Here is a 16,279-nt window from a genome sequence, read left to right on the forward strand (position 1 = left end):
TCGGTTACGGCTCTACCGGTCGGCGCGCGTTCTTCGCTCGGTCGACGAACGATCGGACCGCGTCGACGTCCTTGACGCCGCCGCGTTCCTCGACGCCGCTCGCCACGTCGACGGCGAACGGTTCGACGGTGCGGACCGCATCGCCGACGTTCTCGGGCGTGAGCCCGCCCGCGAGGATCAACGGCGACTCGAGATCCGCGGTGGCCGTTCTCGTCAGGTCCCAGTCGTGCGTTTCGCCGGTTCCGCCGCCCCCGTCCTCACCTGGTGTGTCGACGAGGAGCGCGTCGACGACGTCGTCGTAGGTCTCGGCGACCGAGGGGTCGTCCGCATCGACCGCCAGCAGCACGTCCACGTCGAGCTTCGCGCGCAGGTACGCCAGATCGCCGGGCCGGATGCCGCCGTGGATCTGGATCGCGTCCGGCTCGACGGCCTCGATCAGTTCGATGGCCTCCTCGGGACTCGCGGGCATCGTCACGAGCACGCTCGTCACGAACGGCGGCGTGGCCGCCGCGAGGGTCGCGGCCCGATCGACCGACACCTCTCGCGGCGTGTCGACCGGCACGTCACAGATGACGCCGACTGCGTCCGCGCCCGCGTCGACGGCGGCCTCGAGATCGGCTTCGGTCGTCAGGCCACAGACCTTGACGCGCGTCATCGTCCCTCCGGTCGGGGCGTCGCGGCGCAGAGCTGCTCCAGTTTCCGCGCCGCCTCGCCGGAGTCGATCGCCTCGCGGGCGACCTCGGCTCCCGCCTCGAGCGAGTCGGCTTCGCCGGCGATGTAGATCGCCGCGCCGGCGTTCGCGAGGATGACGTCCCGCTTCGCACCGGTCACGTCGCCCTCGACGATGCCGCGCATGTCGGCCGCGTTCTCCTCGGGCGAGCCACCCGAAATATCCTCGATGTCGTGCGTCTCGAGCCCGAGATCCGCCGGCTCGAGCGTGTACTCCTCGACCGAATCCCCGTCGACTTCGGCGACGACCGTTTCCCCGTGGATGGCGATCTCGTCGGTCCCCGCGCCGTGGACGACCAGCGCGCGATCGATGTCCATCCGGGAGAGCGCGTCCGCGAGCACGGGCACGAGGTCGGGGTCGTAGACGCCGACGACCTGCGCGTCCGCTCCGGCGGGGTTCGTCAGCGGTCCGAGCACGTTGAAGATCGTCCGCATCTCGAGTTCCTTCCGCGGCCCGATGACGGCCTTCATCGCCGGGTGGAACACCGGCGCGAGCATGAAGCCGATGCCGTCGTCCTCGATGGCCTCCTCGACGGCCGGCGGTTCGGCCTCGACGTCGACGCCGACTTCCTCGAGCACGTCCGCGCTGCCCGACGACGACGAGACCGAGTAGTTGCCGTGCTTGGCGATCGGGACGCCGGCTCCGGCGGCGACGATGGCGCTCGTCGTCGAGACGTTGATCGTATTGTAGTCGTCCCCGCCCGTGCCGCAGGTGTCGACCAGCGGCTCTCGACCGGGCGAAATCGTTCTGGCCGCGTCGCGCATTCCCTCGGCGAAGCCCGCGATCTCGGCTTCGGTCTCCCCTTTCGCGCGCAGTGCCGCCAGCAGTGCGCCGATCTGTGCCTCCGTCGCACCCTCGAAGACGGCCGTCGAGGCCGCTCGAGCGTCCGATTGTGTGAGATCCGACCCGTCCGTGACCCGCTTGATATACTCCTGCATAGTGAACACCAATGTACGTAGTTGTCTTGTAATGCCCAAATCAGTACATCGACTTAAGCGTATCGAACGGATGCATGGGGTCGACTCGCGTACGGCCGCCGATTCGAAACCTTCAATTGTGGTGGCGGGCAACGGATGATTGCAGACGACGTGGCGCGGAAGCCACGGAGGAAAGCGCAACCAGGGTTGGTGGTCTAGTCTGGTTACGACACCTCCTTGACATGGAGGAGGCCGGCAGTTCAAATCTGCTCCAACCCATTTCTGACGAACTAACACGACGAACGCAGTCGTTCGAAACGGCGGAGCCGTTTCGTGATGACGAAAGACACAAAGTGTCTTTCGAACCATGAGGAGTGCGTTCGTCAGAAATTGTAACGAGAGATTTGAACGAGGCGAGTCGCAGCGCCCGAACGTAGTGAGGGCGACCGTCTCGACGTTGTTCAAATCTGCTCCAACCCGCTACTTCTGTCGCGATCTAACCCCGAGTGACAGAATCGGTACTGCCGCGCAATTCCAGTGACACGAGCCACAGCGCTCGGCCGAAATACCCGCGATCGCTTCGACGACATCGAAGTTCTTCTCCCTCGTGCCGGCCGCCAGCAGCGATCCAGCAACCGGCGGGATCGCAGGTGAGCCGTCACTCGGAACGGTACTCGAGGGAGTTCCAGGTCGCGGAGGCGGTCATGCGGCCGTCCTCGATCTCGACCGAACTCTCGGCGGCGGAGGAGCCGAGGGACGCCTCGAGCCTGCTCGCGTCGTCCGCCTCGAGAAACGCCGCGAAGTCGGCGCTCGCCTGTGCCCCGTTCTCGCTGACGGTCAGCGATGCGATGCCGCTTTCGACCCCGTCCAGTTCGGTGTATTCCGCGTCGAACTCGCCGTAGCCCTCGCGGTCACTGTCGGTGACGTTGCCGTCGGCTCCCTCCCGCCCACCCGCTGGGGGCTCGAACTCGCCGCCGTACCAACCCACGACGAGCGTTCCGGTGCCGGCGGTCGAAACGAGCCACTCGAAGCCATCGGATTCGTCGGTCGCGCGTGTCGCGTCGCCCGCAGCGGCGTCGATCGGCGTTCGGATCGCGGCCACCGGATCGTCCACGACCATCGTGAGGGGGAAGACGAGAGCACCGTCGCTGACGGCGACCGCGTCGGTCTCGTCGCCGTCGCTCGGCGTGTAGACGTCGTAGTCACCGATTTCGTCGGTCCGCTCGTACTGTTCGGCGAACGAGAACGTCTCCGGTTCGGTCGTCAACACCGCGTCGACCGCGTCGGTGTCGATGTCCCCCGTCAGAACGACGGCCTCGTTCGTCGAGACCATCGTCTCGACCGTCGAGGTCTCGGCCTCGGCGTCGTCCGTCTCGAGATCCGACTTCCCGTAGGTGACTTCGTCCTCGAGTCCGTACGAGCGCAGCCCGAAGTTGATGAGGAGGGCCGCTGCCACCGCGCCGGTCATCGGGAGTCCGATCATCGGGTCCATCTCGGCCCACGAGGTCGACTCGTTGCTCGTCGTCCGGTCTCCGGTCGCGGCCGTATCGAAGACGGACCAGTCGACGTAGCTGTAGCCGACCTCGCCATCGTCGTCGGTCGTGAGCCACCGATGATACGACGGGAGGTCGCCTCCGTCATCGGTTCCGTTGCCGCTCCCCTCGAGCGATCCGACGCAGCCAGCGACACTCGTCGCGGCCGAAACGCCTGCGACCGTCAACATGTGACGACGGTTGAGATCCATGATATCGAATGCTGTGTGCAGTCTATCATGAGTCTTTCCTAAACTAAGGGAAACTCGGCGCGTAATGTGTGCCGATTCGCGGCCCGTACAGGTCCGGTTTCGCTCTCCGTCCCACCGCATGGCTCGCAGTCACACTGCTAGCCGGAACCGAACGGTACAAACCCGAGAGTCGATTCGGCGGCGACATGGACGTCGTCGGTCGGCTGCTGGCGCTGCTCGTCGTGTTGCTGGTCGGTACCGGATTGCGGACCACCGGCGTCCTCGATACGCGACGGACCGAACTACTGAACGCCCTCGCATACTACGTGGCGCTCCCGGCGCTGATCTTCGTCTCGACGTACACCCGTTCGATCGGTGACCTCCTCACGCCGGCGCTGCTCGGCGGGCTCCTCGTCGTGGTGCTCTCGACCGCGGGACTCGCCTGGCTCGCCCACCGGCATCTCGACTCGAGGGCGCGCCGGAGCGTCGCGATCGTGCAGTCCTATCACTCGAATCTCGGCTATCTCGGACTGCCGCTGGTCGCCGCGACGTTCGACGCGTCGGTGACGGCGATCGCGAGCGTCGTGCTCGGGGTCGTGACGTTGGCCCAGCTTCCGCTGACGATCGTCGTCCTCTCGGCGCTCAACGGCGCGGACGCGTCGATCCGTCGCGAGATTCGGGGCCTGGCAACGAATCTCGTGTTGGTGAGCCTGTTCGCCGGGCTCGCCGTCGGCTCGATCGGGGTTTCGATTCCGTCGACTGCCGCGAGCGGCCTCGATGCGGTCGGATCGATCGCACTCCCGATCGCGCTGCTCTGTGTCGGCGCGTCGCTGCAGATCGATCTCCCGTCGGTCGACGTCGGCGCGACCGCCGCCGTCGTCGCGCTCAAGGTCGGTCTCATGCCCGTCATCGCGTGGACCGTCTTCTCCGCGCTCGCCGTCGATTCCGCGACGTTCACCGCCAGCGTGGTCATGCTCGGGACCCCGACGGCCGTCTCGACGTTCGTCTTCGCGAACGAGCTCGGCGGCGACAGCGAGTTCGCGTCGCTGAACGTCTTCGTGACGACACTTGCCTCCATCGTGACGATGTTCGTCCTGATATCGCTGGTCAGTTAACGAGCGACCGCTACCGCGAGAAAAATCGCTTGAGGAGACCGATCAAGCCGGGGCTGTCGTCCTCGTCGTCACCCCTCTCGGGCTCCGCGCCACCGTCGACCGATCCGGCGAGGGGGCCGGCGTCGTCGGGCCGGTCCTCCTCGGCATCTGCTCTGTCGGTCTGTGCCGTCTCGAGGTCGTCCAGCGAGAGCTCGACGTCGTCGATTGCGGGCGTCGACTCGCGTTCCTCGCCGGCTTCGGCCGCACGGACGTCCGCACCGGTCACGTGCCCGTTCTCGACGCGGGCGGCGAAATCTTCGGGCGACGCGTCCGAGATGTCGTCTGGAAGCGACGCCGCGGCCGAGTCGACCGTCGCGGGGTCGGAGTCGGCCGCGTCGCTCGAGTCCGGTTCTTCGGCCGCTGTATCGGCGGATCCGACGCCGGTGGAGTTCGATGATTCGGCAGATTCGGCTGACGGGTCACCACTCTCGATATCGTCCGGTTCGTCGTTGTCGGTCGAATCGGGACCGGAGTCGGACGTCTCAGTAATCGTCGCGGACGCGCTTCCGGACGGCCCTGCCGGCGTCGAATCCAGCGACTCGAGGATGTCGTCGACGCTCTCCTCAGAAACGACGCGCTGTGGACCGCCGCCGGGATCCGGGTTGCCCGCCGAATCGGTATCGTCGGCCGCGTCCGCTTCGTCGGTCGCCGCGGAGGGAGATCGCTCGTCGCTCATGGTGATGATCTGTCGGTGCGTGGGACATAATCTTTCCCCTGTTAAGTCAGTTCAGAAAAGAACACGATGCTCTCGGACCCGTTACGCGGCGAGGGCCGGCCGCGCTCTGACGACGTTGAGGACGGCACCGACGAGGATGATGATACCCGCGAAGTAGAGCCACGTGACGAACAGGAGGACGGCACCGACGGCTCCGTAGGCCTCGTACTGGGCGGCGTTCGACGCGTACAGCTGAAAGCCGAGCTGGAGGACCGACCAGCCGACGGCCGCGAAGACCGCCCCGGGGAGGACCTCGCGGAACGCGACTGACACTGGCGGGAGGACGTAGTAGATCGGCAGAAAGACGAGAACGAGCCCGAGGAGGAGTGCGAGCCAGCCCAACGCGCCGGCGAACGGGACGCTATCCGGGACGAGCCGGAGGGCGGCGCCGATCCCGATCATCAGTACGAGCGCGACCGCGCCGGCGACGATCACGGTGAGCCCGTCCCGTATCTGATCGACCAGCGAGTCCTCGGCGACCTCGTCGTAGACGTTATCGAAGGCGAGGCTCAGTCCCCGGAAGACCTTGAGCCCACCCCAGGCGGCGACGAGGAGCGCGACCGCGGTCGCCTCGGCGCGGCCGGACTCGGTCGTCAACGCCTCGGTGACCAGCTGCTCGCCCGACGACGGGAGGAAGTCGCCGGCGACGGTGATCAACCGCTGGGCCGCTTGCTCGCCGCCCAGCAGCGACCCGACCACGAGCGCGAGCAAGACGAGCGGAATCAGCGAGACGAACGCGTAGTAAGCGAACCCGGCCGCGAGAAAGGTCAGATCGCGGTCGCTCGCCGTTCGATAGATCTCGGTGAGCGTGTCCTGAATCTCCATACGGTCTATACGACGGTCGGGCCCTATAACCTGTAAGTCGTTCGCAGTTCCTGTGTCCGTCTCGATCTCCCCGTTTCGGTCGCAGCCGTCGCTCCCCTCACGGACCGACTGCACGAGACGGATCGCTCGAGACGCCCGTCACCACTCGCGACAGAAGTTCTGGCCCGCGTAGACCGAGCCGTCCTCGGCGATGTAGACGCCGACGCCCGCGCGATCCCACGGCGGTGTTTCGCCGTTCTCGAGGATCGCCCGCCGATGCGGCGTCGAGTTCATCCACTGGTCGACCAGTCCGGTCGCGAGCCCCTCGGCGGTCCGGTAGCGAACGGTCTCCCCGTCGCCGGGCCGCCTGATGGGGCGGTCGACCCACGTCTTCGCGATGTTCTCGCCGTAGCCCTGACAGTAGCTGTCGACGTCCCGGAACCGATCGTACGGTCCTTCTCCGTCCGGGTTCGTGTGTGCGAAGTAGTCCCGCCGTGCCATGTCGTCGCTGTGGGCGCGCGAGACGGACGCGATCGTCCCGTCCCACTCGAGGGGCTCGAGCCCGTGCTCGGCCCGGCGCTCGTTGACCTCGGCGTGGACGAAGTCCTCGACCGTCGGGGAGGTGATCGTCTCGACGTCGGTCTCGTAGCTCGAGACGCCGGGATCGTCGGGATCGGTCACCGCGGGGTTGCGCTCACCGGCCGGCGGCGGATCGGCGCTGGGTGCTGGCGGGTTCTCGATGCCGACGTCCTCGAGGAGCTGGGGCGCGAACAGCGCGGTCCCGAGCGCGAGCGAAACGACGAGGAGGACGGCGACGAGGAACCGAATCAGTCCGCCGAGCAGCGCGCGGTCCGGACCCCCGTCCGCGTCAGTCGTCCCGAGTCCCGACCTCTCCATTACCTCGACTGTTCGACTGGCGGCACAAGACAGTCGCGGTCGCTCACACGCAGTGAGACACCGTTCTCACTCCGCGGAGGGAGACGAGGACCCTACCGCGATCCGTCGGCTCCGCCATCGTCCCCGAAAATCGTCTCGTGGACCCCGATAACGAGGCCGGGGACGACCGCCATGAAGAGGTGTTCCTCGAGCGGGATGCCGGCGATATCGATCCCGGTCCGGAGTTTGATGTCGAAGACGCCGACCGCGAGCGTGTACCGGTCCCAGACGTAGGCGATGGGGTACAGCGCGAGAATGGTGACTGCCGCCTTTCGGAGCGCGTTCGCGCGGCGGAGCAGGACGGCGGCGACGGTACCCCAGACGAGCTCGGTCGCGAGGTAGGTGTAGCGACCGAAGACGCTGATATCGACCATCGGCCGCCGATTCGACGGCCGACGCAAAAATCCCTCGGCTGGAGCCACCCGGATAAAACGGGCAGTATCTTAAATACCCCGGCGGCTCTACGTTCACGTAGAAGGATGAATATCGCTGATATCGCCACCACGGAGTTTATCGAAGTCGACGTCGGGACGCGAATGGGGAAGGTCCGTTCCATGTTCGAGAACGGCAATCCCAAGGGAATCATCGTCACCAACGACGGGGAGTACGAGGGCGTGATCAGCGAGCGGGAGATCCTCCAATCTCACGTCGAAGACGACGCCAAGGTCGCGGCGCTCACCAAGCCGAGCCGGAGCACGCCGTCGCCCAAGGTCGACCGCCAGGAAGACGTCCGGGAGACCGCGCGCGTGCTCGTCGAGAGCAACGCCAAGGTCGCGCCGGTCTTCGAGAACGGCGAACTCTGGGGCGTCATCACCGACGACGCCATCCTCGAGGCCGTTCTGGACAACCTCGACGCGCTGACCGTCGCTGACATCTACACCGACGACCCGGTCACCCTCACCGAGGACGACGGCATCGGCAAGGCCATCAACCTCCTGCGCGAGCACGGCATCTCGCGGCTGCCGATCCTCAACGAGAACGGCTACCTCTCGGGCGTCGTGACGACCCACGACATCGCCGACTTCGTCATCCGGGAGAACCACACGACGACGACCGGCGACCGGGTCGGCGACACCCAGCGCCTGCTCGACGTGCCCGTCTACGACATCATGACCAGTCCCGTCGAGACGACGACGCTCGACGCGACGGCCAAGGAAGCCGTCGAAACGATGCTCGAGAAGGACTACGCGGGCCTGATGGTCACGCCGAAAGACGACGACCGGGTCGTCAACGGCGTCATCACTAAAACAGACGTCCTGCGCGCGCTGACGTTCACCGAGGAAGAGCACATGGACGTCCAGATCACGAACATCTCGATGCTCGACACCATCACCCGGGAGTCGATCGTCCAGAGCATCGAGGACGTCGCCGACAAGTACGCCGACATGCAGGTCATGCACGCCCACGTGCGGTTCCACGAGCACAACGAGAAGCTCCGCGGGACCCCGCTCGTGCAGTGTCAGATCCGCCTGCGGACCAACAAGGATCAGGTCGCCGGCACCGGCGAGGGCTACGGCGCGGAGAACTCGTTCCGCGTCGCGCTGGACAAACTCGAGCGCAACGTCTTAGAACTCAAAGGCGTCACCAGCGACGAGGAGTACCGCGGCCAGCTCCTGCGGAAGCTCAACCAGATCTGATCCGGCAGTCGCGATCAGTCCGAGTACCGGCCGCTGCCGACCGTATTTTTACAGAACGCGGAATCCGTCCGAGGAGTCGAAACCGACGGTTCAGGGACGGCCCGTCGCCTCGCCGCCCTCGAGTCCCGTGTCCGTGATCCGGAACTGGACCGACTCGCCGGCGGGCTTCGAGCGGTGTTTCTCCAGCGTCGCGCGCCGCTTCCCGCCGCGGAAGCGCTCGAGGCGGAGCACGGTTCCGGTCCAGTGTTCCAGCGTGTTGCCGCCCAGCCCGCGGGTCCGGTCGGAGTCGGGATCGGCGAAGACCTGATTCGTCAGGACGACCGCCAGATCGTACTTCCGGGCCAGCGAGAGCAGGTGCGTCACCTGTCTGGTGACGCTCCGGAGGGCCTCGCCCTCGTCGCCGTCGGCCGTGCGCTCGAGCCGGTAGAAGCCGGTCGCGCTGTCGAGGACGATCAGTTCCGCGCGCTCGGCGAACTCCTCGGCGTCGCGGACGGCCTCGGCCTGCTCCTCGAAGTCGAGCGCGTCCTCGATGACGATCCGCGAGGCGACGGCTTCGACGTCGTCGGTTCCGCCGTCGGCTTCCGCCGATCGGTCGTCGACGGCGGCCTCGAGCAGCTGCTGGAAGCGGTCGACCGAAACCCCCTCGGTGTCGATGTAGACCGCGGTCCCGCCGTCGACGGCCGTTTCGACGGCGGCCGACAGCGCGAGATTCGTCTTGCCGGCGGCCGGCGGGCCGTACAACTGCGTCACCGTGCCGCGCTCGAACCCACCACCGAGCAACTCGTCGACCGGACCACAGCCGGTTGGAATCGCCTCGTCAGTCACGGTTCGAGTTTACCGGGTGAGCGCAAAAAGCCCCCGGAACGGACCCGTGCTCGCTCGTTCCGGCGGGCTGAAGGGGTGGCAGGTCCGTGTCGTCCGAGCGAGCAGTAGGGTCGTCTCTCACACCTCAATCGGGACGTGTGTTCGAGTCGCTCCGGACAGCGAGAGATCCGCGTATAACAGCTCTACGGCGACCTTTATCGTCGTTTGATTATGTTGGTGAAACTGCTACTTATAAACGTAGGAGTCGAACTCCTATCCGGGACGAGTGGGGTACTCCGCTCGTCTTCAATCCACATATGTCCGACCAATCCACCGAGACGGTAACGCTGAATATCGTCGAACAGATCGCGACCCAGAAAGACGTGGACCCGACCGAATTAGACCGACCGCTCCATTCCGTCATCGACACTAGCGCGTTAAACCGCCTCTTCCGCTCGACGAAAGACGGACCGCGAAACGGAAAGGTCACGTTCGACTACATGGGCCACACGGTACACGTATTCGATACCGACGCCGTCGTCGTCGAACCAAGGGCGAGTGCTCCCAACGGGAATTCGGGCTGAAATCACCCGACCGTATCGACGACACCACCGATCCTCGTCCGCTGGGCCGTCACTACCGACGTCCGATTCGTCCTCCCTCGAGTAACCGCTGTTCGAGACGTTCCCGCGGAAGCGTCCTCACTGAGAGGGTCTCGCCGAGGCGTTCTCGCCCGACTGTCGATCCCTCGGAGCGGCGTCTCTGTCGAACGGGCTCGCACTCGAGGTCCCTACATTCACAACAAACACCAGTAGATATAAGTTGTAATAAGTAAACAATTCAATCGGAGGCCACGTCTCCGAGAACGGGGGCGTACGCAAACGCCCCGGGTGCTGGAACACCCGAGACTGGCTTCCAAACCGTGACCGGTTTCGGAAGCATGATTCCGTACATTCTACCGGGATATAAACGTCCCGCACGACGGCCGAACCGCCCGACGCGAACAGCCTCAACTGCGATCCGGACGCCGAGTGGTGATCGCGATGAGTAGCGATGCCGACCCTGACGCCGACAGCGACGACCAGTTGTCGCTGCTCCCCACCTGCCCCACCTGTGGCGACCCCGTCTCGTTTCTGACCGTCACCGGCCCCCACACCGGGATCGTCAACCCCTGTGGCTGTTCGATGCCGCCCGGACTGCTCGAGCGCGACGACTGACCGCGGCCCGCGCTCGCGCCCCGACGATCAGCCGGCCGGTCGACGCCGACCGTCGCGATCACCACACCACCGAGTCCGTCGACACCACCCGTCGACCGGCCGGCTCGGAAACGGGACCTCGAGCGTGCGGTTCCATCACCTCCCGGATATCACTCGCGTCCAGCAGTGGGGAGGTCCAGACGCGACCACTCCGTTGCCGGAAAATGACTGTTAGCGACGACGGACTCGTCCGTCGGCGATCCACGGTCCCGCCGCCGGTTGTCAACAGTTTAGTGACGCGGCTCCGAGGACGCCGACAGATGCGCCTGTTGCAGATCGCCGTCCCCGTCGGCAAGCGAGACGCCGTCGAGTCGATGCTCGAGGCGTCCGACGTCGAGTACTTCCTCACCGACGAAACGTCGCGGCGGGAGTACAGCGCGCTCGTGTTCGTTCCGACCGGGCCCGAGGACGTCGAAGCCCTCGTGGACGAACTCCGGGAGATCGGCGTTCAGGAAGACGGCTACGTGACGATCAGCAAGCTCGAGGCCGTCCTGTCCGACCGCTTCGAGCGACAGCAAAGCGACGAGCCGACGCCCGACGCGGACGACGAGGAGACGGGCGACCGGATCGCGCGCGAGGAACTCCGCGCGCGAGCCGCCGAAATCGCACCGGCGACCCCCAACTACGTCCTGTTCACCGTCGTCAGCACGGTGATCGCGACGGCCGGGCTGCTGATGAACAGCGCGGCGGTGGTCGTCGGCTCGATGGTGATCGCGCCCCTCATCGGGCCGGCCATCGCGGCCAGCGTCGGCAGCATTCTCGACGACGACGAACTGTTCCGCACGAGCGTCAGAGCGCAGTTTCTCGGATTGGGCGTTGCGATCGGGAGCGCTGCCGTCTTCGCCGGTCTCGTTCGGTTCACGTTCCTGCCGGATCTCCAGATCCAGCTCATCGAACAGGTCGGCGAACGGATCAACCCCGGTGCGCTCGCGCTGGTCGTCGCGCTCGGTGCCGGCGTGGCCGGGACGGTGTCGCTGACCTCGACGACGAGCGTCGCGCTCGTCGGCGTCGCGATCGCGGTCGCCCTCATCCCTCCGGCTGCGACCGTCGGACTCGGGATCGCCTACGGCGACGGTACCGCGGCCGTGAGCGCCGGGATTCTCGTCGTTATTAACGTCCTCTCGATCAACGTCGCGAGCCTCGGCACGCTCTGGGTACAGGGATACCGGCCGGAGCACTGGTTCGCCGAGCAGAGCGCCCGGCGTGCCGTCATCCGCCGGGCGGCGCTCCTCGTCGTCGCCGTGCTCGTCCTCTCGTCGGCCCTCGGGGTGACGACGATCAACGTCTCGGAGAACGCCGAATTCGAACGGACCGTCGCGGATATCGCGAGCGAGAGCGACGCGCACGTCCTCTCCCTCGAGTTCTCCTATCGAACCGACCTCTTTCTCCGCCATCCCACGGCGGTCACCGTCCGTATCATCGGCGGCTCACAGGACACGGCAGTAGCGCTTCGGGACCGAATCACCGATCACACGCAGCGGGATATCGCTGTCATCGTGATCCGCGAGGACGGCGCAGCGTCGACGACACAGCGGCTCGAGTCGCCGTCGATCGAGCACGTACCGGTGAGCAGTAGTCACTCGAGCGGGGCGCTCGCGATCGGCTAGACCGGCGGAACGGAACCCGGAAACGGACTGGTCGTTCGTTCGCAGGGTCGCCCCGGAACTACCTGCCCGTGGAGATCGCCACACGATCGGTCAGTTCCCAGCTGGCGGCTCGGTCGACTGTATCGGGTGTGTCGATATCGCAATCTAGTTACAATATAGACGTGATCTCCAACCATCGATGCCGAGTACCAGTAGGGGATCGGATCTGTCGACCACTGACTGTACACTCTCGGATGGGCGAACGCTCACCTACGCTATCGGCGGTGACCCACAGGGGAAGCCGGTCATCGTTCATCACGGCACGCCCGGCTCTCGGTTATTCGCAGGAGTCTGTTCCCGCGCCGCCGCTCGGAACGGGGTCCGGCTCGTCGTCCCGGATCGGCCCGGATACGGCAAATCGACCCCGCCACCGCGTGACTGGACCTGGGACGACTGGCAGAACGACCTGAACGAACTACTCGACGCCGAATCGATCGACCGGGCCCCGTTCGTCGGCTTCTCCGGTGGGGGCCCGTTCACGCTCGCAGCAGCGACGGCCGACCGAACGAGCCGAATCGGACTGGTCAGTACCGTCGTGCCGCCCGCCGAGAACACACTCACTGCGCTCTCGAGGGTCCCGTTCGCACTGCGTCTCCTCTTTCGCCTCTCCGAATCGGTCGCTCGCGTCCGTGGCCCGGACGCCGTCGTCCAGCAATACACCGACCGGTCGGTGGCCGAACCCGTGCGGACTGCCGTCGCAGACGATTTTCACGAGGGGGTTCGACAGGGGGGAGCCGCGGTCGTGCGCGAGACTCGGATGTTCGCCGAGAGTTCGTTCGATTCGGTTCGATCCGACGTTCCGATCCGCGCGTGGCACGGAGTCCGAGACGAGAACACGCCGCTCTCTCCCGTCGAGACGATGCTCGAGGAGACACACGGCACACTGATAACGGAAGCAAGCGACCACCTCGGGACGTTACTCGACTGTCGAGCGGACGTTCTCGAGTGGGTCACCGAATAGCGGTGAGGGGAACCGCCGTCGAACCCGAATCGACCGATTGCCGGATTTCTGTCGGACCGTTGGAGAGGCGAATCCGACTTCTCTCGGCGGTCGAAACGGAGTTCGCGTACGTTTATTCCGCGTCGGTGCGAAAGTCAGCCCGTGATCGTCGTCGCCACGGCAGACTTCGAGGTATACCACGGCGCGGTCAACGAGCTTCGCGACCGCGGGACGGAGTTTACCACCATCGAACCCGACGAAGAGCTCCCGGATCGGGCCACTGTCGTCGTTACCGGAGACGACCACGCCGACGCCTTCACCGGCGTGACGACGATCGTCGCCGACCCGGACGACCCTCGACGCGCGGTCGATCAGGCGCTGGCCGCAGTTCGCGGCGACGGCGGCCGAACGATCATCGGCGTCGACCCGGGGCGGAGACCCGGTATCGCCGTTCTCACCGGTGAGACGGTCGTCGCCGCCTTCCAGGTACCGCTCGGCGACGCCGTCGACGTCATTCAACGCGAGGCCGGCGACGCTCCGTCTCCAGTCGTCCGAATCGGCGACGGCTCCCGCCTCGAGAGCGCGAAACTGGTCAACGAGCTCGATACCGTCCGGGTGGAACTGGTCGACGAGACGGGGACGACCCCGTATCTCGGTACGGGCTCCCGCGGGATGGGCGACGTGCTCGCGGCGGTCAATATCGCTCGACTCGAGGGGGAGGTCGTCGACGACCGCGAGATCGAGCCGACGGAGGGCGAGATTCAGGTCATCAAGGACCGCTCGCGCGAACGGAGCGAGCACAACCGGGCGATCGACGAGGTACTCGCCCGTCGGGTCGCCGCCGGCGAATTGACCGTCGACGAGGCGCTGTCCGAGCATCGGGGAGCGGGAAGCGACTCAGCGCCCGAGTCGACTGAGACAGACGATTCGAGCGATTCGTAGCCGCGATCGCATCGAACTCCGTTCGCGTTCCGACCTCGATTCCGGGTACTGAAACCGACGATCCGAGTCCCGTCGGTAACGTCGGAACCACTGCGTGTCGCGTCGAATTCGGATACTCGAGCCCGGACCGGTCGCTCGAGGAGTCAACTGAAAAGAAACGATACTGTCAGTCACCGCGGTCGAAAATCGACCGTGTGACGGACTACGATTGTGCGCCGGCCCAGACGTTCGTCGAAGCGACGGACGTGAGCTGGACGTTCTCGTTCTCCTGCATGGTGACCTGTGAACTGCCGGCACTGCCGCCGTCTTCCGCGACCGCGACGGAGGTGTGCTGCTCGTTCACGTTCTCCTGGGCGACGAACTGGTGCTGTTCGATCGCCGCGCTCGCAGTTTGGTCGACGTCGTTCGTCTGCGAGGCGCTGCCGGCGTAATCGTACGACATACCGGGGTTGGAGCTCCCGGAGGTGCCGTCGAGGGTGACCGTCGTACTCGAGGTTCGGACGACTTCGTCGGTGACGTAGCCCGGGCTCGCGTAGACGTTCAGCGCGTCGGCGTAGCCGATCTGGGCGTTGTAGTTCTGCTGGAACGCCATCTGGACGGCGACGGCCTCGCTGTTGTTCTGGGCGATGGCCATCGCGTTGTTTTGCAGGTTGATGTTTTGCTGCTCGACGCCCTGTTCTTGGGCGACGCCGGCGGTCGCCGTCTGCTCGGCACCGTCGTCGCTGTCTTTCTTTTCGGGCTTGTGCGTCTCGGTCTGGGTCGAGAGGACGTCGTCGCTCACGTCGCCCGCGGTCGCGACATTCATCCCGGCCGTCGACGCCAGCAGGTTCGTGGCGTCGGCGCTGCCGATCTGCGAGTTGAGGTTGCTCTGATCGGTGAACTGAATCGCCGTCGCGGTGCTGTTGTTGCCGACAGCGATGGCGACGGCGCCGCGCTGTTCGTTGAGATTCGCCTGGTCGACGTCCTGTTCCTGCGTGACGAGCGCGTCGGCGCTTTGATCGACGCTCGAACCGCTGTCACCACTTTTGTCCTTCCAGTGACCGAATTCGCCGTCACCGAGGTAGACGTTGGACGCGTTGGCGACGCCCTCCTGCAGGTTCTCGTTGCGCTGGTAGGATTGCTGGACCGCAGTCGCGTCGCTGTCGTCGACGGCGAGCGCGAACGCGGTACTCTGGTTGTTGTAGTTGACCTGCCCGACCTCCTGTGACTGGTTCACTGACGCGAGGGCCTCCTGGGTGACCGTCTCGTCGTCACCCTTCTCGTCTTTGATCCCCCAGCCGTCGAACTGCTGGTCGCCGCCGTTGCCGATAATGATGTTGACCTCACCGACGTTTTCGAACTGCGTTTCCGCGCTCTGAAGGCGGCTCTCGGCGGTGGCGGATCCGCGCTGTTCGTTGTCGTTGTACTGATTCGCCTCCTGAACGGCGGTCGCCTCGCCGCCGTCGATCGCGATCGACACCGCGGAGCCTTGCTCGTTGATGTTGACCTGATCGACGTCCTGGTACTGGATGACCTCGGCCGCCGAGTCGGCCGTGTCACCCGCGTGCTGGTCGACGTACTCCTCGAGCGACTGCTCGCCGAGGTCGGCGCCGAAGACCAGATACAGCTCTTCGCCGTTCTCGAGCGCGTGTACCGTGTCGTTCTGGACGGGTTCTTCGCCTGCAGTGGCTGCCGGAACGCCGGCTGCCAGCATCGACAGGGCTACCATACAGGTCATAAGGAGTGTCGTAGCTTGTGATCGTCTCGTCGTATTGGTTGTCATTGATCGCGTGATTTGTAGCGTGATGGTCTTTCGTTTCTGAATCTCTGCGACGCGAATCTGCCTATCCGAAACACAGTCTTTGTTATCAACCCTTTATCGACGAGAAGGACTCTGCTACCGGCACAGAGCGGCGATAGCGGCCCGCAAGAACGGCGTTTGGGAAGAGAGAAGGTGCGTCTTGGCTGATCCGTCCGCTGTGGAATCGCAGTCGCCACGAGCCGAGAGAAGGGTATTGTTAGATCGCTGTAACGATTGCATACAGCGGGTCCCGGCGTGGGTGTTTCGATAAATCGGATATCCCTCGGACGGACGG

At 65.4% G+C, this 16,279-nt stretch carries 16 protein-coding genes and 1 tRNA gene; 8 read left to right on the plus strand and 9 right to left on the minus strand.

All coding sequences use genetic code 11. From position 1 onward, the window contains the following. Window positions 1-4: 4 nt before the first annotated feature. Together NDI89_RS01530 and trpD are read right to left on the minus strand one after the other, a co-directional pair. Entirely contained in the window at window positions 5-655 is a 651-nt protein-coding gene (locus tag NDI89_RS01530) for a phosphoribosylanthranilate isomerase (RefSeq protein WP_277519739.1), read from the minus strand. Continuing rightward, window positions 652-1,668 carry an anthranilate phosphoribosyltransferase gene (trpD, locus tag NDI89_RS01535; RefSeq protein ID WP_277519740.1) on the minus strand — a complete coding sequence of 339 codons (1,017 nt, stop codon included), beginning with the start codon at window positions 1,666-1,668 and terminating at the stop codon, window positions 652-654. The genes NDI89_RS01530 and trpD overlap by 4 nt, the downstream gene beginning before the upstream one ends. 183 nt (window positions 1,669-1,851) lie before the next feature. Here trpD and NDI89_RS01540 point away from each other — a divergent pair. Further along, window positions 1,852-1,926 (plus strand) — tRNA-Val (locus NDI89_RS01540). 379 nt (window positions 1,927-2,305) lie between these two features. Here NDI89_RS01540 and NDI89_RS01545 read toward each other — a convergent pair. Continuing rightward, the gene (locus NDI89_RS01545) at window positions 2,306-3,391 is read right to left on the minus strand and encodes a hypothetical protein (protein WP_277519741.1); all 1,086 of its coding nucleotides are present in this window, start codon (window positions 3,389-3,391) and stop codon (window positions 2,306-2,308) included. A 185-nt stretch (window positions 3,392-3,576) separates the two neighbouring features. Between NDI89_RS01545 and NDI89_RS01550 the strand changes: the two genes are divergently transcribed. Further along, window positions 3,577-4,485: an AEC family transporter gene (locus NDI89_RS01550; RefSeq protein ID WP_277519742.1), complete on the plus strand. Its 909-nt coding sequence runs from the start codon at window positions 3,577-3,579 to the stop codon at window positions 4,483-4,485. Between the two features lie 10 nt (window positions 4,486-4,495). Here the strand turns inward: NDI89_RS01550 and NDI89_RS01555 are convergent, their stop codons facing one another. The 4 genes from NDI89_RS01555 to NDI89_RS01570 all read right to left on the minus strand — a co-directional run bounded on the left by NDI89_RS01555 (window position 4,496) and on the right by NDI89_RS01570 (window position 7,353). Beyond that, complete coding sequence (locus NDI89_RS01555) at window positions 4,496-5,200, minus strand: hypothetical protein (RefSeq protein WP_277519743.1); 705 nt, start codon at window positions 5,198-5,200, stop codon at window positions 4,496-4,498. 81 nt (window positions 5,201-5,281) lie between these two features. Beyond that, the gene (locus tag NDI89_RS01560) at window positions 5,282-6,064 is read right to left on the minus strand and encodes a YihY/virulence factor BrkB family protein (protein ID WP_277519744.1); all 783 of its coding nucleotides are present in this window, start codon (window positions 6,062-6,064) and stop codon (window positions 5,282-5,284) included. 138 nt (window positions 6,065-6,202) lie between these two features. Further along, window positions 6,203-6,940 carry a CAP domain-containing protein gene (locus NDI89_RS01565; RefSeq protein ID WP_277519745.1) on the minus strand — a complete coding sequence of 246 codons (738 nt, stop codon included), beginning with the start codon at window positions 6,938-6,940 and terminating at the stop codon, window positions 6,203-6,205. A gap of 92 nt (window positions 6,941-7,032) precedes the next feature. Further along, window positions 7,033-7,353: a lycopene cyclase domain-containing protein gene (locus tag NDI89_RS01570; RefSeq protein WP_277519746.1), complete on the minus strand. Its 321-nt coding sequence runs from the start codon at window positions 7,351-7,353 to the stop codon at window positions 7,033-7,035. A gap of 105 nt (window positions 7,354-7,458) precedes the next feature. Between NDI89_RS01570 and NDI89_RS01575 the strand changes: the two genes are divergently transcribed. Then, window positions 7,459-8,616 (plus strand): CBS domain-containing protein, encoded by a 1,158-nt coding sequence (locus NDI89_RS01575; protein ID WP_277519747.1) that lies wholly within the window; start codon window positions 7,459-7,461, stop codon window positions 8,614-8,616. Between the two features lie 90 nt (window positions 8,617-8,706). Here the strand turns inward: NDI89_RS01575 and radB are convergent, their stop codons facing one another. Beyond that, complete coding sequence (gene radB / locus NDI89_RS01580; protein WP_277519748.1) at window positions 8,707-9,441, minus strand: DNA repair and recombination protein RadB; 735 nt, start codon at window positions 9,439-9,441, stop codon at window positions 8,707-8,709. 296 nt (window positions 9,442-9,737) lie between these two features. Here radB and NDI89_RS01585 point away from each other — a divergent pair, with 296 nt between their 5' ends. The 5 genes from NDI89_RS01585 (at window position 9,738) to NDI89_RS01605 (ending at window position 14,204) form a co-directional block, all read left to right on the plus strand. Further along, window positions 9,738-10,004 carry a HalOD1 output domain-containing protein gene (locus tag NDI89_RS01585; RefSeq protein WP_277519749.1) on the plus strand — a complete coding sequence of 89 codons (267 nt, stop codon included), beginning with the start codon at window positions 9,738-9,740 and terminating at the stop codon, window positions 10,002-10,004. Window positions 10,005-10,463: 459 nt separating this feature from the next. Further along, on the plus strand, window positions 10,464-10,637 hold the full coding sequence (locus NDI89_RS01590) for a hypothetical protein (protein WP_277519750.1): 174 nt from the start codon (window positions 10,464-10,466) through the stop codon (window positions 10,635-10,637). A gap of 299 nt (window positions 10,638-10,936) precedes the next feature. Next, window positions 10,937-12,283, plus strand: a complete 1,347-nt coding sequence (locus NDI89_RS01595) for a TIGR00341 family protein (RefSeq protein WP_277519751.1) — start codon at window positions 10,937-10,939, stop codon at window positions 12,281-12,283. 178 nt (window positions 12,284-12,461) lie between these two features. Next, on the plus strand, window positions 12,462-13,283 hold the full coding sequence (locus NDI89_RS01600; protein WP_277519752.1) for an alpha/beta fold hydrolase: 822 nt from the start codon (window positions 12,462-12,464) through the stop codon (window positions 13,281-13,283). A gap of 141 nt (window positions 13,284-13,424) precedes the next feature. After that, window positions 13,425-14,204: a hypothetical protein gene (locus NDI89_RS01605; protein WP_277519753.1), complete on the plus strand. Its 780-nt coding sequence runs from the start codon at window positions 13,425-13,427 to the stop codon at window positions 14,202-14,204. A 202-nt stretch (window positions 14,205-14,406) separates the two neighbouring features. On the opposite strand, the gene NDI89_RS01610 is transcribed toward NDI89_RS01605, so the two are convergent. Beyond that, entirely contained in the window at window positions 14,407-15,912 is a 1,506-nt protein-coding gene (locus NDI89_RS01610) for a hypothetical protein (protein WP_277519754.1), read from the minus strand. Between the last annotated feature and the right edge of the window lie 367 nt (window positions 15,913-16,279).

It is taken from the genome of Natrinema salsiterrestre, from assembly GCF_029502005.1.
Taxonomy (GTDB): Archaea; Halobacteriota; Halobacteria; order Halobacteriales; family Natrialbaceae; genus Natrinema; species Natrinema salsiterrestre.